Below are 21,096 nucleotides of genomic sequence, written 5' to 3'. Positions count from 1 at the left end.
TAAATTTATTTTTATATCTTTATTAAAAAATAATACCATTATTTCCGATATTTATAGCAGTATTTGTAAGGAAATATTATGAAATTAATAAAGATACTGCTTGCTATTTTTATGCTATATATTTCGGCATATTCCAAAGATATTTTACAATATTCTCAAAAAACTGTATCTGATAGAAATTTGGATATTAATTTAGAGAATGTTAATATTATTACAAATGATTTTTTAAATAATGCAAATGAAGAAATAAAAATAGATATTACAAATAAATTAAATGAAGCTAAACTATTAATAAAAGAGTCAAAATATAATGAAGCTATTAATATTTGTAATTTATTAGAAGAAAGTTATAAAGATTATTATGATATTTATTATACGAGAGGGCTTGCTTATTACAGGCATGGAGATTTATATTATGCTTCTTTAGATTTTAGTAAGATTATAAATTGGTATATTAATGATAGGGAAGTACATACTAATATAACTGATTTCTTTTATAAGATTAATGAATACGAATATGCTTTAATAGCTTATATATCTGCATATAAAATATATAATGATAATTATTGGTTATATTTGGCTGGAGATATTGCTTTAAGAAATTTTGATATAAAGAGTGCTGAGAAATATTATAGTTTATGTATAAAAAATGGCAGTGAATGCGGATACGAAGGTTTTGGAGATATTAGTATTTTTAAAAAACAGTATGATGATGCCATAAACAATTATAATGTAGCCCTTATAGAAAATGTTTCTAATAATAATAATTTAATTAGAATAAACTCTAAAATATCAAATGCTACAGTTCAGAAAGAGCTTTATATTTGGGATAGTTATATAATATCTAATGATTATACTAATGCATTTATTAAATTAGATTCTCTTTCCAATTATACAAAAGATTTTCCTGAAATAGAACTTGCTTTGGCTAAAACTTATTTTAAAACTCAAAATTATACTGAAGCTAAAAGCATGATAAATAGTTTTATAAGAAATAATAAAGATTTTGATGAAGCTTATGCTATACTTGCTCAAATATTTTTGTATGAAGGTAAAGAAAGAGAGGCTATAAATATATTAGAAGAGGGGCTAAAATATTCTTATAATAAGCCTAGATTATATGAAACACTTGCTAATATGCTTTATAATTATGGGTACTTATATTATCCAAATGAAATAATTTCTCAAATTGTAGGTATATATGATATATCTGATGAAAATAAAATAGAATACACTAAATATTTGATATTTAAAAGAGACTATAAAAAAGCAAGAGATATATTAGTTAGTATTAATGCTTATAGAAATACGGTTGCTAGATTGATGAAATCTCTTGAAAATAATCTTATTCTTGATAGGGCTGATTATTTATATAATAAGGGGCTATATGTTAATGTTGTTAATTTAATTATGAATAGCAGATTTGAAGGTTATGAAGAGCAAAAAAGATTATGGTATATTGCAAATAGCTATTCTAAATTAGGCTCTACAGATGAAGCAATTAAACTTTTAAAAACAGCTTTTGATAATAATACTATCAGTATTGATAATGTTTTATTATTAAGAGAATTACTAGGTATAAGAGTAAAATCAAACGATATTTCTGATTATCAAAAAGAGATATACCTCACAGATATAAAATCTACTTTATTTTGGGAAGATGATTTAAAATATAATACTTCTCTTATTACGGATAAAGTATTTGAATATTTAAGAAATGATAGATATGAAGAAGCTATAAATTATATAGATGGACTTAAAAATATTGATACTAAAGATCCTTATATAAAAAAGATAAACTCTATAATATATGGTTATTATGCTTCATATTTATATAATCAAAAAGATTATGAAAAATCAAAAAATATTGCTAATTTAGCTACAAGAATTAATAGAGATAATTATGATGCTATAGCTATAAAAAATAAGATATATATTGATTCTTATTTAGCTTCTATGGGCAATTATAATAATGTTAATGGATATGTTAAGTTTTCTGAAGTTAGAAGGGAGGTTTTAAGAATAGCACCTGCTTATATGAATAATGTTATAGCTTTAGCAGAATCATTGGCATATGAATATGATAATAGTGCTTATGATATGACTTATAATATTTTTAAGTATGTTAATGTTGAAGGAGCAAAAGACGCTATATTAGGAAGAATTTATAGTAAAAGCAGATTATATGGATATTCTATTAATGCTTTTGACAGGGCTTCTAAATATATGGAAGTGGATTTGCTTTGGAAGGTGGATAGTATTGTTAATGTTTCATCTTATCCTTTATCTTTATTTAATTTAAATAATGAATATGAATCTGATAGAGATTATTATGCATTATCAAAATTAAATGTTAAACTTGGAAATAATGATGCTGCTATGAGATATGCTAATAGAGCTGTTTTAATTAATGGTGATAATCTTGACTATTTGTATCAGATATCTTATGTAAATGAAATAACAGGCAATATTAATGAAGCACTAGAAGGGTATGAGAATATAATTAGCATTAATAAAAATCAGGCAGCTGCAAATTATAGAGCTTCTATTGTAGCATTAAATAATTTTAGAGATTATAACAAGGCACAGAAATATGCTCTAAATTATATTTCACTTCTTCCTGATGATGCAAGCGGATATGCTTTACTTGCTAGAATATATAAATTGAGAGCTGAAAGTTATATAGACAGAAACACAAATACTCTTCTAAAACAATCTTTGCAATTATATAAAACAGCATTGAATAAATCTGTTTGGGGCAAAGATATGAATGATAAAAAATACATAGAAAGAGAAATAGAAGATATATTAAATAAACTATTAAAATAAATTTGTTTATTAATATAAATCTTTTAACAGATTAAGTCTTTTTTCTATGGATATGCCATATATTCTATTATCATTTTCTTTTACAGATAGCTCTATTGCTGTGTAAATAAATTTAGTAGCTTTTTTTAATGCATCTTCTATAGAATAGTCATTTAATATATATCCTAATAATGCAGAAGCAAAGGCATCACCTGTACCCGGCATTGCTATATTTATTTTATCAAAATAACTTGTTGTAATATTATTATTTTTTTTATTGTATGCTAGAGAACCGAACTTGTTATCTTTTTCTACACTTGTTACAATCACATTTTCTGAAGTTATATTTGATAATTCTTTAGCCATTTCTATTACATTTTCTTCTGTATATTTTTTGCTTGGGTCTTTATCCAAAAGCAAACATAATTCTGTGATATTAGGTGTTATTATTGTAGCATATTTTAGTATTCTTTTAATGGATTTTATATGTTTTTCTGTCATAGAAGAATATAATTTGCCATTATCTCCTAATATTGGATCTAATAATACAGTTTTTATTTTGAAATATTCTATTATATCTATAACTATATCTACTTGTTCATCGGATGCAAGCCAACCTATATATAAAGCGTCAAATTGTGCCTCTTTCTTTTTTAATTCATTTACTATTTGTTTCAATTGTTCTGTTAAATTGAAGGCACAAAAAGATTCAAAAGCAGTGTGATTAGATAATAATACAGTTATTAGGGGAGAGACTTTTATACCAAAAGCAGAAAGAACAGGAATATTAACTGTTAGAGAAGCTTTACCATAAGAACATATATCATTTATAAGAAGTACATTACAATCTTTCATTATTTTTGCTTTTTAATTAATTTAATTTTATGATTTTATTCTTTAAATATGATTAAGCTATCTACATCAGATAATACTTTAAAACCAGATACTTGAGCATAATATGCAAACTCTTTTAAAGTTAAATTATATCTGTCATCTATTTCTTCTTTAGTTATTTTAAATTTTTTACTTCCGCGCATAAATGCAGAGTATTCAAAACTATCTTTCCCAAATTTTCTCTCCACTTCAATAAGAAAAGGATTTTTGCTCATTTTTTTCATTAAATATTTCTCCAAAAATAACTTATTAAAATAATATCATAATAATATAAAATTTTCAATTATAATTTAATTAAAAAATTAGCTTTGTTTATATAGTATAACAGTTCCGCCATTATCTGGTTTTGTATATGTTACTTTATCATTATTAAATACGAATTTATATTCTTTTGTAGGATACCTAGAAGAGTATTGATAAAGTATCAAAGTGTTTCCGCTCATCACAGGAGTAAAAGTATCATATCTGCCAAGAGTGCTTAATTTTATTTCATTTGATGTAACAGTTAAAGTTATATCAGTAGTTCCGTCTTTTCCTGTATAGGTACCATTATATGGGCTAAATAAATCATATCTTTTTAAAGCTTCATATTGTAATTGGTCATTTATCCAAGAATTACCAAAAATTAATTTATCATCATAAAAATGTAATTCTTGTTTTATTTTAGTTTCCCCTGTTTTAGTGTATGTAATAGTGAGTACTTTATCTTTTATTGATGCAGTTGAATATGTGATATTTAAATTATCATCTATATATATTTGTCCATTTGCATCTATAAGTATATAATATTTTTTTGTATCATCATAATCATAATAATAATAATTTCCGCTGTATTGTTTTAATTCTTCAATGGCTTCTCCTATTTTATATGAATATCCAGTTGCTATAGAATAACTATCTTTATGAAATATTGCATTTGCAAATAAATATATATTTTGATTTGTAGCAAAATTAAAAGTAAACATTTCATCATTTTTATCATAACCAGTTCCTGTAGTTTTTCCAGGTATATATATTTGCAATTTTGTACCAAACAATGTTCTAGTGCCAGTTACTTCTGTGTTATATCCTGTATATATTTTATCATTTTCTATTATATATCTTAAATCAAGGCTTTCATCTTCATATTTTGAATAATATATGCCTTCATGTTTATTTAAAAAATCTGAGATTTGAGCAGAGTCAGTTATAGCTTTTTCTTTTTCTATTACACTTCCGCCGCCAAAAAGAAGTATAAAATATTCTATATCAAATGGAGATGTTGAATCTGATGTACAAGACATTAAAAATAAATTAATAGCATATAGTATAATAATTAGTCTCTTTGTCATAGTTTACTCCAAAACTCTATATAAAAAAATGATATAGCTATTATACAAAAAGTCAATATTTTATCTAATTGTTGTTTCAAAAAAAAATAAATAAATATATTTTTTAAGTGGAAATTATGAATTAAATATTGTTTTAATTTATTTGATTTTGGCTTATTTTAAAAAAATATTTGTTTAACTATAGGTAATACTTCATTTTAATAAGGATATAATAATATGTTTATTGACGATAATTTTATTTTAAATCCAAATTATGAAAACCTTAGTTTAAAAAAAGAAAAAGAAATAGTATCGTATTTACTTTCTAATGGAATATCTTTAAATAATGCAAATATTATAACAGATAAACTTTATTATAAGTTTCATAATTTGTATAATATAGTAAACTCTGATGAAAAAGAACTTCTAAAAATTAAAGGCATCACTTCAAAAAAGGTTTTTATATTAAAAAATATACCAATGCTTTTGGAATGTTTTTTAATTAATAGTTTAAAGAGTGATAGTTTAGACCTTAAGAAAAAAGACTTGATAAATTATCTTGTTATAAAGTTTGGACGGCTTAAGTTTGAAGCTTTTTCTATAATATGTTTGGATATTAATAAACGGTTAATTTCAATAGAACAAATATTTAGGGGAACTATAGACTCTGCTACTATTTATCCTAGGGATTTAGTTGAGAAGGCATTATCTTTAGGCTCTAGTTATGTTTTATTATCACACAATCACCCCTCTGGTATAGCAAAACCTTCAAAGGCTGACATTGAAATAACAGAGATAATATATAAAGCATTTTTTATGGTTAATATTAAAGTTTTAGACCATATTATAATAGCAGGTAATCTTCATTATAGTTTTAGGGAAAATGGAATATTAGATAAATATAAAGATAGCATAAATGTAGGAGTTTGATAAATGGATAAACACAATTTAAAAAGACATTTTTACAAGAGTATGATATCAGATTGCAAAGATGAAAATAAAAATATTGACAATGATAATAATGAACTATCTTTTTTATATGATATAGGAAGCAGAATACGAATTATAAGAAAATCTCAAAATAGAACTATATCGTATATTGCTGATATGGCAAAAATATCTCCAAAATATTTACAAGGGGTTGAAGTTGGAAAGAGAAATATATCTATTACTAATTTGAATAAGATTGCTAAAGTATTGAATATACCTATATCTTTACTTCTTTGTAATGAGGATATTTCAGATGCAGAAAAAAATAAGAAATTACTAGCCATTGCTATGAAATTAAAAGATTATTCAGTTGAAGAGTTGGAAAATATAGATAATATTATAAATGATATAAAAAAGATTGAAGAATAGTTTTTCAAATATTATGCTAACTATATTTAACATTATACCGAAATATTTTATATATTTAAATAAGAAAATATATATTTTACATATTATATGTATTTAAGTTTTTAATATATATAAGAAATTAGAGGAATTTTATATATGGCTACTAGTGATGCTTTTCTTCAAGACGTTTATAAAAATGCAGTAGATGCTGAAGTTAATAAGAGAAGTCTTACTCTTTCAAACCTTGCTGATAATGCTAGAAATTATCAGAGAGAAATATCTGCTTATGAAGATTTAAAAAACAGATTAAATATATTAACAACTACTTCAAAAGAGTTGTATGGTTTTCGCTCTCCATTTAAAAATTATGTTGGTACAGGTGAGGGTGTTCCAGATTATTTTACTGTATCTGCTAATAGGCTTGCAAGCACAACCACTTATGATATAGCAATTAAAGAGTTAGCAAATAGCCAGAAATTCTCTTCAAAAGCATATAATATGAATGATACTCTTCCTGCAGGTACTATAAAATTAAAAGTAGCAGATGATGAATATACTATAGATTTTGCAGGCGGAAGCTTAGTTAATTTGCAAAAGACTTTGGAAAAAGCATTCGGTAAAAAAATAAAAACAACAATCACTCAAAAGTCAAGAAATCTACAAGTCCTCACTATAGACTTAGTTAAAACAGGTTCTCAAAATATAGTGGAAGTTGTAAGCGATGATGCTGGCATATTAAAAGAGCTTAATATGTTTACAAGAAGACCTTATAGATATTTAGGGCATATATTTAATGAAAGTTTAATAAATAAATGGAAAGATGAATCTGATAATTTAACTACAAATTATATGATAAAGAATGATTTTATTGTATTAAAGGGAGTAAATAAATTATCAATGCCTTTGCATAGAGAGGCTGAAGCTAATGAGAATATTACCATTTCAATTACAGCGAGAGCATCTGACACTTTAGATGATGTTGAAGAAGAAGCTCCTATAATGCCTCCTACAGTTGATTTATCTATACCAGATACGGGGCTTACTTTCAATAAAATAGATAGTGTAATATATAAAGATGTTGAGCTTTATGGAGAAGGATTATCACCTGCGGACAGTTCTAGAACATTTGAGGATATAAAAAAGTATAAAGAGGCACTTGAAGCAGAGAGAGCAGCTAAAAAAGATGTTGAAGCTGAAGCACCAGAAGCAATCGACGCTACAGGATTTAATTCTGAGATAATAGGAGTTAAATATATTAATAAGGCAGGAGATGAGGTTGAAAAATTCTTTGCTTTGCCTACTATTAGTTCTAGCTGGCAGAGATTAAACATACCTATAGGAAGTCAATTTGAAGAGGGGGATGTTATTACTCAGGTAGTTCTTATAAACAAAAATGAAGGATATAATATTTTTTATAAAGATTTATTAGTTGAAGATATGGGCAGAGAAGAAGATGCTCCAAATTATTTAATATCTGAGGCTACAGATGCTAGGGCTTCTGTTGATGGTATAGACGTAATTAGTGAAAGCAATGAGTTTAAAGATGTTGTAGATGGACTTAATATCACAGCCTTAAAACCTACACCGGAGGCGTTTGCTACTACAATAGAAGTAAACAAAGAAGGGGTAGTGGATGCCATAGTTAATTTTGTAAGTGCTTATAATGATGTTATAGATTTACTTAATGATACCACTCATACACCTTTAAATAATGATGTAATGGAAAGTTTAGAGACTATGAGCAGAACTGATATGATAGATTTAGCAAATACATTGGGCGTTGTTTTTGACCCTGAGCTTACTGACACGGCTTTAAGAAAGAAATTATATTATATCGGTGTATTTAGCGGCAATACTTTAGTTAATAATATATCACAAAGAATTAAGTCTATTATAGCAGCTCCTTATGAAACAGAGTATGGTGAAGAGTTAGCTTTATTAGATCAAATTGGTATTAACAGAGGAAATGCTGGCGAGGATTGGTCTGTAGTAAAAAAAGGTTATTTACAAATAGATGAAGAGAAGTTTATGAATAAAATAGAAACTCAGATGGACGGTATAGAAGAGTTATTTGCTAATGATACTTCTGGAGATGATATACCAGACACTGGAGTTGCTTATACTATGAATGACTTTGTAACACCTTATTCACAGACTAGGGGAATAGTTGAAAATAGTATTGCTATGACAAAAAGCCGTCTTGATGATAATAAAAAGCGTATGGATGCAGAAAAAGATAGAATAGAGGAATATAGACAGCAGAGATTAGCTTCCTACTATAGAATGCAATCAGAATTGCAGCAGGCTGAACGCGAGAGAAAAAGACTTGAATCTATGCAAAACCAAAATAATAACGGCAATTAACTTTTTTTAATATTGCTTCCTATTTCGCATATAAAGATTGCTGATATTATTAAAAGTCCGCCTAAAATTGTTTTGAAATTAATAGCGTCTTGCATAAATATAATTCCGCATAAAGCTCCTAAAAAAGACTCCAAACTTAATATTATACCAGTTTTATGAGGGGATACATATTTTTGTGAAACAGTTTGAAGTAAATAAGCCATTGCAGTAGCTCCTAATGCTAAATATAAAAATGAATATATAGTTTCATTTGATAGAGCTGAAAAATTAAATGGTGTTCTTGTGATAATACCTAATATTAATGATATGCTTCCAGCAACCAATAATTGTAAGGAAGCCATTTTTATACCATTTACTTTTGATATTATAGTATCTATTAATACTAAATGTACAGCAAAAGCTACTGCACATAATATTGCAAATAAATCTCCAGCTTTTATATTTTTGATTCCATCTACTGATGTAAGTAAATATAAACCTATTAATGTTATAAATGCCGCAATAAATGCTGCTGCATGAGGTTTCTTTTTATATACTATCCAAGTTAAGAAAGGCACTAATATAACATAGGCCCCTGTAAAGAATGCTATTTTTGATGCACTTATAAATTGAGCACTAATAGTCTGAAGCCAAAAACCAAAAAATAAAGTTATACCAACAGGTAAACTTAATAAAATATCTCTTTTGGTTGTAGTTTTTGTAATTTTGAAAAATATTAAAAATAGAAATACTCCGCCTATAAAATTTCTAAACCCAACGAGATAAAATGGAGCTACTTCATTTACAACAACTTTTACAGCAACAAAGCTATATCCCCATATCAATGCAGTTAAAAAAAGTCCAATACTTCCCAATTTTTCTTTATTATTTTTATCTATCATAAAAGTCCTAATATATTATTTTTTATTTGTGATTAAAAAATATTTATTTATAATTTACTTTGAATAAAATCTATTATTTTTTTGTTTCCTTTATCTCTTGCTAGATTATACTCATTTTGAAAATTATAATTTGGATAATTTATTTTATAAAAGTTTATAATTAATTCACATATCTCAAAGTTATTTTTTATTATAGCAATTTCTAAGGCACTATAATTATCAGCATTTTTTTCTTTAATACAAATACCTTTAGAAAGCAAATAATCAACTATTTCTATTTTTTCATTATCTGCTGCTATCATTAATGCTGTTTCATTATTGTTACTTTTCTCTATTAATATGTCTGGATATATTTTTAATACATATTCAATAATGTCAGTATATCCCTTTGCACAAGCAAACATAAAAGGGTTCCAGCCATTTTTATCTTTTTCTTTTATGTCCATTCCTTTTTGTATTAAATATTTAACAGATTTTAAATTGTCGTATATTACAGACCACATTAAAAGGCTAATATTTTCTTTTTTGTTTTTTAGAGTTAAACCATTATGAAGCAAAAGCTCAATAATTGTTATATTTCCACTCATAGCGGCATGTGCAAGGGCATTTCTTCCCAAATTATCTATCAATTTAACATTAGCATTATTATCTAAAAGTTTTTTTACTATCTCAATATCTCCAACACTTGCAGCATGCATTAATGGAGTTATATCATCATCATCAGGCATATTAATATCAACATTATATTTAATTAAAAGCTCAATAATATCTTTATTAGAAGTTTCTATAGCATATATTAAAGCCGATTTACCCTCATCAGATATTCCATTGGGTGATATTTTATTCATAAGTAAATATTCAACTACATCTTTATGCCCGCCAGAAGAGGCTAGAGCTATAGCTTTAGGAGCATCTTTTTTTGATGTGTCAAAAAAATACCTAACAATATCTAAATGCCCATTATGTGCTGCCGATATAAAAGCACTAGAGAATATATTTTCTTTTCTATCATCTTTTAATTTTGAATGTATATAATGAACAAGTGATAAATTCCCACTAATAGAAGCTATTGTAAGAGCGTATCTTGGTATTTCTAATTGCTGCTTGTTTAATATATATTCTACTATTTCTATATTTCCGCTAGATATTGCATAATGAAGTACATTCTCTTCATATATGTCACTGTCATCAAGTTTAGCACCATTATCAGCTAAAAATTTTACAGCCTCATAATTTGATAATTGGCAAGAATACATAATAGGAGTAATATTAACATCTGTTTTAGCATTAATATCTGCTTTATTTTCAACTAATAGTTTTATTATATCAGTATGATTAGAAGAAGCAGCATAATGCAAAGCTGTTGTATTGTTAACATCTTTTTTATTAACATCAGCATTGCTTTCTATAAGAAGTTTTGCTACATCATAATGACCATTAGCAGCTGCACTCATTAGTGGTGTTATAAATAATTTATCAGCCTTATTTATATCGGCACCTGCTTTTATAAGCATTTCTGCTATTTTTGTATATCCAAATTTAGCAGCATGCATTAGAGGAGTTAATCCTAATACATTTTCTAAATTAATATTTATATCTTTATTTTTTAATAAAATTTCTAAAGCAAGAATATTATTATTAGCTGAAGCTTCATGTAATTCTATTTCTATTTCTCTCATCATAAATGAATATACCTTATTATTATTTCATTTTATATTATATAATATATTATAAAAACATCAAATTACAATATTTTTTTATTTAGCTAACATATAAAAAATTATAGTAGCTATAGAGCAATATATGCCCGCACCAGCAATATCACATATAGAAGTTAATACTGGAGCACCGCTTATAGCAGGGTCTAATTTGCATTTTGTTAATATAAAAGGCAAAGTTAAACCAATAATGCTTCCAATAAAAACTATACTAAACATAGATATGCTAACTATTATTGCTATTTCAAAACCTCCCCTTATAACACCTAGTATACTAGCACCAAATGCCATACTTAATCCTAATATTGAAGAGACTAATACTTCTTTAGAGAGTAAATATACCCAGTCCTTTAATACAACATCTCCTATTGCAAGAGAGCGTATAACCAAAGTTGCGGATTGACTTCCAGCATTACCGCCGCTTCCTATGAGTAACGGTAAAAATGCAACTAATACTATATGCTTTTGTAATGTGTTTTGAAATATGCTTATAACACCGCCTGAAAATAAATTCACAAATACCAAAGCTAAAAGCCATAATATTCTTTTTTTGTACATTGTAAATATAGGAGTGATTTTTAAATTATCATCAAATTGATTGTCATCAGAAGTGATACCAGCCATTTTGTGGAAATCTTCTGTATATTCTTCCTCTGCAATATCTAATATATCATCTACAGTTACAATTCCTACCATAGAATGTTTATTATCTATAACAGCTAATGAATGGAGGTTATATTTTTTTATAATTTCTATTGCATTTTCTTTATCTTCATATGCCAATATATATGGACAATTATTAACTATATCTTGTATAAGTACTTTTTGTCCGCTGAAAAATAATTGTCTCAAAGTAATAGAGCCTATTAAAGTTCTTTTGTTATCTAGTACATATATTGTAGTATAAGTTTCTGCATCTTCTATATTGCTTCTAACATATTCAAATGCCTCTTCAACAGTCCAGTCAGGCTTTATGCTTATATATTCAGGCGTCATCATACGTCCAATGCTGCCTTCTGGATATGATAAGAGTAAAGAAGCAATTTCTCTCTCTTCGCTTCCAAGTAGTTTTAATATATTTTTAGACATATCTTCATCTATAGATTCTAAGAATGAAGTTCTGTCATCTGGACTAATATTCTCAAGTAATTCCTTTTTTTTCTCATCAGTCATACTTTCTATAATATGCTGCTGATCTATAGAAACTAACTCTGGAAAAACTTTTATAGAATATTCTTTTGGAAGAGTTTTAAATATATTAATTTTATCTTCATTTTTTTTTATAGAAGTAATTAAATCTGCAGTTTCTGCTTCCTGCCATAGGGATAATATTTCACTAATATCCTCCCATTGATTTTGTTCTATTAGGTCTTCTATTTCAGGTAATAATAATTCTTTTAGCATATTTTTTATTTTTCCAATTATTATTAATAATAATCACTAGAACCTACTAAATAAGCACCTACTTGAAAACCAAAATCAAATGAAGATATATTGTATCTTGAATAGTTTGGCATTTTTTGGTTTATGTTAAAGTCATAATTAAAATATAATCCAGCTGATAATGCTGAGAAACTATTTAAATAATACCTAAAGTCTATTGTGAATTTTATATATGGTATATAAGCATTATGAAAGTTTTCTTTAATTTTATCATAGTTGTAAGTAATTTTATTATCAGCATATTGAATGTTTGCTTGAAGAGGCAACTTTACACCAGATCCTATTCCTAAAGATAAGAATAAAATTGACACCCTTACCATAGCACCAAGATTTAAAGTATCAAAATTATATGAAACCATACTTCCGCTATTAGCAGTATCTCTAAAGTTGTAAGAACTTCTATAATATCCAATATCAGCAAGTACATCCAAACCAATTAGTCCAGAGAAATCATAAAAATATCCGGGCTGAAGTAATACTCCAAAATCAAAAGCCCCGGAAGATTTTAATGAATCAATTTTTTTTCCGTCTGAAGTTCTTATATCAGTAAAAGCAAAACTTCCAGTAAGAGGTACAAATAAAGCAGCACCGCCTCCATGTCTTGCAAATGCTGTTGAAGTTATTATAGATATTGCTAAGAATAACACGAATAATTTTTTCATAAAACACTCTCTCTAAATAGCGATGTATATATTAATATATAATAAAACTATATAATGTCAAATTAATTATTTTTTATTATTAAAAAACTTGTTAAAAATTTTTTATTATATTAAAATAGCTTAAAATAAATTAATATTAATTTTTGCTTAGTTTTATCATGAAAAGAATATATATCATTACAATACTTTTTTTAAATTTTTATTTTTTATTATATTCGCAAAATGGAGTATCTAACGATTATAGTTTTACTAATCCTTTTCGTATTTATGATGTTGATAAATATTATGTTGGATGGCAGGATCCGAGGGCTTTTATAGGAAGATTGCTTTTTGCTAAGAATTTTGATGTTCATAAAACTTTAACGGCAATAGACAATACTGCTAATTGGGATTTTAAATCTGTTTCTATTTATATAGAGGGAAGACTTGCTACTGAGATAATGTTTTATAGAAACAAATATTTTTCTGTAGGTATGGGAGCAGGAATGGAAATTTCTATACTAGGCAGGAATACAGGTCTTTTTGACGTTTATGATTTTTTTGGGCAGTTTGCTTTATTTACAGATTTGTGGCTTCAAAATATTGCAGGTATCAATATGAAAATAAGATTTATTCCTGTATATCATCAATCTACACATTTAGTTGATGGATTTAAGGGAGATTATAAGATTAGAAGCGGAAGCAGCTATGAGTTTGCTTCTCTTGCGGCATATTATTATATAAAAGGTTTTACTGTATATTTGGGAGCAGAATTATCTTATAATGCTCTAGGAAACAGCCCTCAGCTTTTTAGAGTGCATACTGGTTTGGATTATAGATTACCTATTTATAAAGATATTATTAATTTTATAGCTGGTATTAATGGAGGGGCTATACTTGATAAGAAAGATAATTTAGGACTTATAAAAGAGCCTTGGCATGGATATGTTAATGTTGGGGTAGGTGTAGAGTTTTATAGATTTACAGTTGCTTTAAAATATGGATTTGGCAGACCTAGAGGAGCTTCTAGTTATTTTGGATATGAAAATAAAATAGGGATGGAGATAAGTTTACTTTTCTAATAAAAAAATTATTCTATAAAAAATACTTTTGTTTTTGAAGTATAGTTTTTGTATATATGATATAAAAATAATATAGGATTATATTTGATGATAGAACTAAAAGGAAAATATAATAAAGATTGCAAAATTTTCACTTATAATATTGACGAAGAATCTTATTCTGTATTGTATAAAATATTGAATGAAAAAGCCAGTGAAAATGTAAAGATAAGAATTATGCCTGATACTCATTTGGGCAAAGGAATAGTTGTTGGTTTTACAATGCCTCTTACTGACAGAGTAAACCCTTTTCATATAGGTGTTGATATAGGCTGTGGAATGCTTACTTCAAAATTAAGTGATGAAATAAAAGATATATCATTAGAAAAAATTGATAAAACTATAAAACAAAATATTCCAATGGGACAAAGCACTCATAAAAAAAGTTTTAATACTCTTTTTAATTTTAAAGAACTCAATGAACTCATAAGGAATTTTATAATTAATTATAATAAAAAATTTAATACAAATTATAAGGCTTTTGAAATAGATAATGAATATATAGAAAATCTATGCAAAAAAGTAGATATAGATTTAGAAAAATTCTATAACTCCATAGGCACTCTTGGAGGGGGAAATCATTTTATAGAAATAGGTAAATCCTCAAATAATGATTATTATATAACTATACATTCGGGCTCTAGGAATTTCGGTAATCAAGTTTGCCGATATCATGCTAAAATAGCTAAAAATAATGAAGAGTATTATTTACAAGATAAAGAAATGTTTGATTATTTAATTGATATGGTAATAGCACAATATTATGCAAAAATAAATAGAGAAACAATGCTTCAAATTATAAAAGATTTATTAAATATAAAGATAGAAGATGCTTTTTCATCGGTACATAATTTTATAGATTTTGAAGATTTTATCATAAGAAAAGGTGCTATAAGAAGTTATAAAAATGAAAAGATGATAATACCTTTTAACATGAGAGACGGTATATTGATATGCGAAGGAAAGAGTAATGAAGATTGGAATTATTCAGCACCTCATGGGGCGGGCAGAGTTTTATCAAGAATGCAGGCAAAAAAGCAATTAGATATGAATGAGTTTATAGAATCTATGAAAGGAATTTATTCAAGCAGTGTATGCAAAAATACTTTAGATGAATCTCCACAAGCTTATAAAGATCCTAAGCAAATAGAAGAATTAATATATCCTACAGTAAAAATTATAGATAGATTAAAGCCTATTCTTAATATAAAATCAACTTCTTAATTATTTAAAACAAATTAATTATATATAAAATATAAATAGTTAAATATATTTTTATTAAAACTTTGAATTTAAAAAAGCAGAGAAAATAAAAAATCCCTGCTTTTTTATAATTTATTTTTTATATATTATTTTAATGCTTTTAAAGGTTCAACATATTCTAAACCAAATGCATCTGCTACACCCTTGAAAGTACATTTTCCATCATAAGTGTTTAGTCCTGTAAGTAGTGTATTATTAGTTTTACAAATTCCTTCTAATCCTTTTTCTGCCAACATTATACCATAATGAGTTGTAGAATTAGTAAGAGCTATAGTTGAAGTTCTAGCTACAGCACCAGGCATATTGGCAACACAATAATGTACAATATCATCAATAATAAAAATAGGGTCATCATGGGTGGTAGGATGAGAGGTTTCAAAACATCCTCCTTGATCTATTGCTACATCCACTATAACAGCACCTTTCTTCATAATTTTTAAATGTTCTTTTCTTAAAAGCTTAGGAGCTTTTGCACCGGGTATTAATACACTTCCTATAACAACATCAGCATTTTTAAATAATTCTTCTAATGTAGAAGGAGCACTAAAATATGTATTTATTCTCATATTAAATATTTGATCTATATAAGAAAGCCTTGATATGTTAATATCAGTAATTGAAACATTTGCACCAATTCCCATAGCTATTTGTGCGGCATTAAGCCCAACGACCCCAGCACCAAGTATAACAACATTTGCCTTTTGTACGCCGGGAACTCCTCCTAATAATACGCCTTCACCTCCAAATTTTTTCTCCAAATATTTAGCTGCTTCTTGAATTGATAATCTTCCAGCAATACAACTCATAGGTGCCAAACAAGGTAATTGATTAAATTCATCTTTCATGGTCTCATAAGCAATTGCCTTAATTTTCTTTTTTAATAACATTTCTGTAAGAGGCTTATCTGCTGCCAAATGAAGATAAGTATATAATATTTGATTTTCTCTGAAATAATCATATTCTTCTTCTATAGGCTCTTTTACTTTTATTATCATATCCGCTTCAAATACTCTTTTTTTATCAGCTACCTCCGCTCCAACTTTTTTATATTCCTCATCTGTAAATCCAGAACCAACTCCTGCACCAGATTCTATAATTACTTTGTTTCCATGTAATATATAGTCAGCAGCATTCGATGGTGTTAAACCAACTCTGTATTCTTGATTTTTTATTTCTTTTGGACATCCAATAAGCATAAAAAGCTCCTTTAATAATAATAAAATAATTTGGCTTTAAAAAAGCACATAAATAATATAGTTTTTTTTATATTCGTTGTCAAGGAGTTTAATAAAAAAATATTAAATGCTTATTTGTATGTTTTATTATATGTTTTAATGTTCTTATAAGATAATAAATAATTTTTATTTTGTGATATATTTGTTATTTGTAATTATTTTTTCATTATTTGTTCTTTTTTATACTTATTTTGTACTATTAATTTAGTTTTAACTTGAAAAAATACTTGTTTAAGTATATAATTGTGCAAAAATATATAATTGGAGTGTATATGAATATTAATAATAATGCTGCTCAATTAAAAAAAGATATTTTAGTGAGAATAGCTACGCTTTTTATAGAAGATAGATTGATAGAAGAAATTGATAGGATGCCTATAGAAATAATACCGAGAGATAGCAAATCAATAAGATGCTGTATTCATCACGATAGAGAGATAATAAAAAACAGGATTATGGCAAGATTAGGTATAAGTGTTGAAGGTAAAGAAGATAGCGGCATACCTTTATCAGAATATGCTAAATTGGCATTAGAGAGAGAAAAACCAACTTGGCCTATGCTTACTGTACTTGATGAGGCTTGCAATGCTTGTGTTAGAGCTAACTTTTTGGTTACAGATGCTTGTCAGGCTTGTTTGGCTAGACCTTGTATGGTGAACTGTCCTAAGAATGCTATTACTATATTAGATGAAAAGAGAGCTTATATAGATAGCAGTAAATGTATCAACTGCGGATTATGTTTAAAAAACTGTCCTTATCATGCAATCATATATATACCTGTGCCATGTGAAGAATCTTGCCCTGTTGGTGCTATTAATAAAAATGAGCAGGGAAAAGAGGTAATAGATTATCATAAATGTATATTCTGCGGCAACTGTATGAGAGAATGTCCTTTTAGTGCTATGATGGATAAGGGACAGCTTTTGGATGTACTTAAACATTTAAAAGAAGATAAAAAAGTTAATGTAATGTATGCACCTGCTATAGCTTCACAGTTTAATGCTAAGCCGGGTCAATTAAAAAGTGCTTTATTAAATATAGGATTTAATAAAGTTTGGGAGGTAGCTTTGGGAGCTGATGTTACTTCTGACAGAGAGGCAGCTGAGTTTGAGGAGAGAATGGAGAGGGGAGATAAATTAATGACTACTTCTTGCTGTCCTGCTTATGTTAAGGCTGTTAGAAAACATGTTCCAGAATTAATTCCTTGTGTATCTGAGACAAAAACTCCTATGCATTACACTGCTGAAATGATGCATGCTGAGGATCCTGATGCTATTAATGTATTTATAGGACCTTGCCTTGCTAAAAGAAGAGAGAGTATTGATGATGATTTGGTAGATTATTGTTTATCTATGGAAGAGCTTGATGCTTTATTTATAGCTACGGGTACTGATGTTACCAAAGAGCCTGATTTAGATATAGGGGTTATTCCTACTGCTTCTGGAAGAAAATATGCTATGAGCGGCGGAGTTGCTGAGGCTGTTAAAATAAGATTAAAACATCCTGAAAATTTAAAAGCTGCTGTTATTAATGGGCTTGATAAAGAGGGGATGAAGCAGTTAAGAGCTTACGGTAAAGTACAGTCTGGAGAGACTCCTGTTAGTGATGATACTCCAAATTTGGTTGAGGTTATGGCTTGTAATGGCGGTTGTGTGGGAGGTCCTTGTGTTGTGAAAAATCCTAAGGCTGCTACTGTACAATTACAAAGATATGCTTCCACTGGTAAAGAATTAAATAAAGAATAAATATATAATTAATCATTCAATAATTTAAGCACATATTATTTTTTATAATATGTGCTTTTTTATATATTAAAAAATTAGAATATACTATGCATATATTCTTTTACAGCGTTGCCATTAATATTTAATTGCTCATTGTCAATAGTAATATAGCCATTCAAAACTCCTAAAGATATAGTGCTATCTACTTTGCTAATACTTCCAAATGAATCTTTGTTTTCTTTTCCTGTAAGATTAAATACCAAACTAAAGCCTAATTCTTTAGAATAAAAATCTATGCTGTCTTTATATTGATGAGATATAAAAGTATTATATATATACCATTTGTTTCTGTATAATATTTTTATTATTTTAGAGTTTTGAGATTCTGGTTTACTGTCATATATTAGTATAGGTATTGGTTTTGTGCTATATGAAGAATATACTAATGCCATTATAACATTATGTGTATATCTTGATGGGATACGCCCTACAGTATTAAAAATTAAAATAGAACTTCTTTCATCTATAGTATTATCACTACCTGGTACAGTTAAATATCCTCTAGGAATACCAAAATAAAATGCATTATATAACGCTCTGTTTCCTTTCCAATTTATCATAGAGGCATGAAAGTTTGTAAATTTAAAACTTAATTCACTATTAATTAAATTGTTTATTGAGGTTTCCAAATTAATTTTTGTATTTTCAAAATTAGGTATTTCTAAATTAAAAGAGCCTTCTGTTTTTCTAAATTGGCTTCTTATAAAGTTATCATAAAAATCTAAAAAGTTCTTTTTATCTTCTTTTATTATAAACTCTTGAGAATCTCCGTCCAATATATTAAATGCATTATATAAAAAATATCTTCTTACATCATATTTATATAGTTTCCAAAATATTATATTGTTGTCATGAAATAAACACATATAAAGAGATTCTTTCATGTTGTCATTAATAGTTATAGATTTTGGAATATTAGTAAAAGTTCCAGTATAATATATTCCTTTATTATTCATAATATTATTATTTTCAATAATCGGAATATTATTTCTTGCAAAAGATTTATTAGGAATAGTATGATAATTAATGTATATAAATAAGCATACAGATAATATTATAAAAACTATAATAGAAGCTATTAAAATATACTTTTTTATATAGCTTGCAGAATATTCATAATAATCATCATTTGCTATTAAACGTTTTTTTATACGCATAACTGAGCTTCATTTTCCTTTTCAATATCTGCTTTTACTTCCTCTTCGCTTCTTTCTCCTACAGAATCATCTAATAATTTATTTAAAGCAAATAAAGCAACTTCTAATTCATCATCTTTTGGCCTTTTAGTTGTTATTTTTTGAAGCAGTAAACCGGGAAGTATTGCAAGTCTCATTAACGGAAAATTATAAAATATAAAACCTAATTTTAATAATTCATAAGATATTCCAGACACTATAGGAAGCAAAATTATATTCATAGCCAATACTGTGAGATTTCCTAAAATTTTGGGAGGGATATATGAAGCATAAATATAAGAATATACAAAATAACTTGTAAACATATAAAGAAGTATTGAAACAGTTAATACCAAAAACATAAAAGTAGTACCGCATCTTGGGTGTATAGTTGTATAATCTCTTATATTGTTTAGATCAGGATTAAGCCCATGTTCATAAGCATTAACAACCATATGTTCAGCACCATGATATTCAAACACTCTTCTCACATCACTAAACAAAGAAATAACAAGTAAATACCCCACAAATATAGCTAATTTTATAACACCTCTTGTAAGATTAAATAATATAACATGTTCTTTCTCGTTTATACCTATTAGAGTTGTAATGAAATATGGTAATGCTATAAAAAGTCCAACTGCAAAGAATAAAGAAACTAGCATACTTAAAGTCATAGCAACACTTTCTTTTTTGCTGCTTTCTTCTTTAGATAGTTCCTTTTTTTCTTTTTCTTCTTCAAGTCCTGCAGTATTAGCAGAAAAAACTAAAGTCTTATAACCCAATTTCATCATATCTACAAAGTTTACAATTCCTCTAAAGAAGAACATCTTGCTTAATTTATTTTTATTAGCTTCTATTTTGTGTTTTATAAAATCTATTTTTTTGTTTGGCTTTCTAACGGCTACTACATAATGAGTTTTATTCCTAAGCATGATGCCTTCTATTACAGCCTGCCCGCCAACTCCTTGTTTTATTCTATTTTCATCTAATTTATTGTTCATTAATTATTATCCTAAAGTAAATATTTTCGTATATGATATAACAAATATATTATTTTTCAAGTATATAATATAGTTTTAGCTATATGTAATTTATATTGAAAATATGTATTTTATATA

Annotated in this window: 17 protein-coding genes; 7 read left to right on the top strand and 10 right to left on the bottom strand. The window is 26.9% G+C overall.

Features of this window, described 5'->3' with window-relative positions:
• Nucleotides 1-78: 78 nt before the first annotated feature.
• Nucleotides 79-2,829, top strand: a complete 2,751-nt coding sequence (locus tag GQX97_RS03305) for a tetratricopeptide repeat protein (protein ID WP_157150526.1) — start codon at nucleotides 79-81, stop codon at nucleotides 2,827-2,829.
• Between the two features lie 9 nt (nucleotides 2,830-2,838).
• On the opposite strand, the gene GQX97_RS03300 is transcribed toward GQX97_RS03305, so the two are convergent.
• From GQX97_RS03300 to GQX97_RS03290, 3 genes are all read right to left on the bottom strand, one after another.
• The gene (locus GQX97_RS03300) at nucleotides 2,839-3,663 is read right to left on the bottom strand and encodes a pyridoxamine kinase (protein ID WP_157150525.1); all 825 of its coding nucleotides are present in this window, start codon (nucleotides 3,661-3,663) and stop codon (nucleotides 2,839-2,841) included.
• Nucleotides 3,664-3,698: 35 nt separating this feature from the next.
• On the bottom strand, nucleotides 3,699-3,926 hold the full coding sequence (locus tag GQX97_RS03295; RefSeq protein WP_157150524.1) for a hypothetical protein: 228 nt from the start codon (nucleotides 3,924-3,926) through the stop codon (nucleotides 3,699-3,701).
• A gap of 78 nt (nucleotides 3,927-4,004) precedes the next feature.
• Nucleotides 4,005-5,033 (bottom strand): hypothetical protein, encoded by a 1,029-nt coding sequence (locus tag GQX97_RS03290; protein WP_157150523.1) that lies wholly within the window; start codon nucleotides 5,031-5,033, stop codon nucleotides 4,005-4,007.
• 216 nt (nucleotides 5,034-5,249) lie between these two features.
• Here GQX97_RS03290 and GQX97_RS03285 point away from each other — a divergent pair, with 216 nt between their 5' ends.
• From GQX97_RS03285 to fliD, 3 genes are all read left to right on the top strand, one after another.
• Complete coding sequence (locus GQX97_RS03285) at nucleotides 5,250-5,942, top strand: RadC family protein (RefSeq protein WP_157150522.1); 693 nt, start codon at nucleotides 5,250-5,252, stop codon at nucleotides 5,940-5,942.
• 3 nt (nucleotides 5,943-5,945) lie between these two features.
• Nucleotides 5,946-6,371, top strand: coding sequence for a helix-turn-helix domain-containing protein (locus tag GQX97_RS03280; RefSeq protein WP_157150521.1), 426 nt, complete (start codon nucleotides 5,946-5,948; stop codon nucleotides 6,369-6,371).
• Nucleotides 6,372-6,506: 135 nt separating this feature from the next.
• The gene (fliD, locus tag GQX97_RS03275) at nucleotides 6,507-8,714 is read left to right on the top strand and encodes a flagellar filament capping protein FliD (RefSeq protein ID WP_157150520.1); all 2,208 of its coding nucleotides are present in this window, start codon (nucleotides 6,507-6,509) and stop codon (nucleotides 8,712-8,714) included.
• On the opposite strand, the gene GQX97_RS03270 is transcribed toward fliD, so the two are convergent.
• From GQX97_RS03270 to GQX97_RS03255, 4 genes are all read right to left on the bottom strand, one after another.
• The gene (locus tag GQX97_RS03270; protein ID WP_157150519.1) at nucleotides 8,711-9,595 is read right to left on the bottom strand and encodes a DMT family transporter; all 885 of its coding nucleotides are present in this window, start codon (nucleotides 9,593-9,595) and stop codon (nucleotides 8,711-8,713) included. The genes fliD and GQX97_RS03270 overlap by 4 nt on opposite strands.
• 47 nt (nucleotides 9,596-9,642) lie before the next feature.
• Nucleotides 9,643-11,277 (bottom strand): ankyrin repeat domain-containing protein, encoded by a 1,635-nt coding sequence (locus tag GQX97_RS03265; protein WP_157150518.1) that lies wholly within the window; start codon nucleotides 11,275-11,277, stop codon nucleotides 9,643-9,645.
• Nucleotides 11,278-11,352: 75 nt separating this feature from the next.
• Nucleotides 11,353-12,717 (bottom strand): magnesium transporter, encoded by a 1,365-nt coding sequence (gene mgtE, locus GQX97_RS03260; RefSeq protein WP_157150517.1) that lies wholly within the window; start codon nucleotides 12,715-12,717, stop codon nucleotides 11,353-11,355.
• 23 nt (nucleotides 12,718-12,740) lie between these two features.
• Nucleotides 12,741-13,418 carry a hypothetical protein gene (locus GQX97_RS03255; protein WP_157150516.1) on the bottom strand — a complete coding sequence of 226 codons (678 nt, stop codon included), beginning with the start codon at nucleotides 13,416-13,418 and terminating at the stop codon, nucleotides 12,741-12,743.
• Nucleotides 13,419-13,576: 158 nt separating this feature from the next.
• Between GQX97_RS03255 and GQX97_RS03250 the strand changes: the two genes are divergently transcribed.
• Nucleotides 13,577-14,479 carry a hypothetical protein gene (locus GQX97_RS03250; RefSeq protein WP_157150515.1) on the top strand — a complete coding sequence of 301 codons (903 nt, stop codon included), beginning with the start codon at nucleotides 13,577-13,579 and terminating at the stop codon, nucleotides 14,477-14,479.
• An 87-nt stretch (nucleotides 14,480-14,566) separates the two neighbouring features.
• Nucleotides 14,567-15,742, top strand: coding sequence for an RtcB family protein (locus GQX97_RS03245; protein WP_157150514.1), 1,176 nt, complete (start codon nucleotides 14,567-14,569; stop codon nucleotides 15,740-15,742).
• A gap of 125 nt (nucleotides 15,743-15,867) precedes the next feature.
• Here GQX97_RS03245 and ald read toward each other — a convergent pair whose 3' ends face one another.
• Nucleotides 15,868-16,977 carry an alanine dehydrogenase gene (gene ald / locus GQX97_RS03240; protein WP_157150513.1) on the bottom strand — a complete coding sequence of 370 codons (1,110 nt, stop codon included), beginning with the start codon at nucleotides 16,975-16,977 and terminating at the stop codon, nucleotides 15,868-15,870.
• A 311-nt stretch (nucleotides 16,978-17,288) separates the two neighbouring features.
• Here ald and GQX97_RS03235 point away from each other — a divergent pair, with 311 nt between their 5' ends.
• On the top strand, nucleotides 17,289-18,761 hold the full coding sequence (locus GQX97_RS03235) for a 4Fe-4S dicluster domain-containing protein (protein ID WP_157150512.1): 1,473 nt from the start codon (nucleotides 17,289-17,291) through the stop codon (nucleotides 18,759-18,761).
• Between the two features lie 74 nt (nucleotides 18,762-18,835).
• Here GQX97_RS03235 and GQX97_RS03230 read toward each other — a convergent pair whose 3' ends face one another.
• Both GQX97_RS03230 and GQX97_RS03225 read right to left on the bottom strand, forming a co-directional pair.
• Complete coding sequence (locus tag GQX97_RS03230; protein ID WP_157150511.1) at nucleotides 18,836-19,957, bottom strand: hypothetical protein; 1,122 nt, start codon at nucleotides 19,955-19,957, stop codon at nucleotides 18,836-18,838.
• Nucleotides 19,948-20,979, bottom strand: coding sequence for a DUF1385 domain-containing protein (locus GQX97_RS03225; protein ID WP_157150510.1), 1,032 nt, complete (start codon nucleotides 20,977-20,979; stop codon nucleotides 19,948-19,950). The genes GQX97_RS03230 and GQX97_RS03225 overlap by 10 nt, the downstream gene beginning before the upstream one ends.
• Nucleotides 20,980-21,096: the final 117 nt, after the last annotated feature.

Source organism: Brachyspira sp. SAP_772, from assembly GCF_009755885.1.
Classification (GTDB): Bacteria; Spirochaetota; Brachyspiria; order Brachyspirales; family Brachyspiraceae; genus Brachyspira.
The sequence above is the reverse complement of the archived record's forward strand: the minus strand, read 5'-3'. Positions and strand labels throughout refer to the sequence as shown.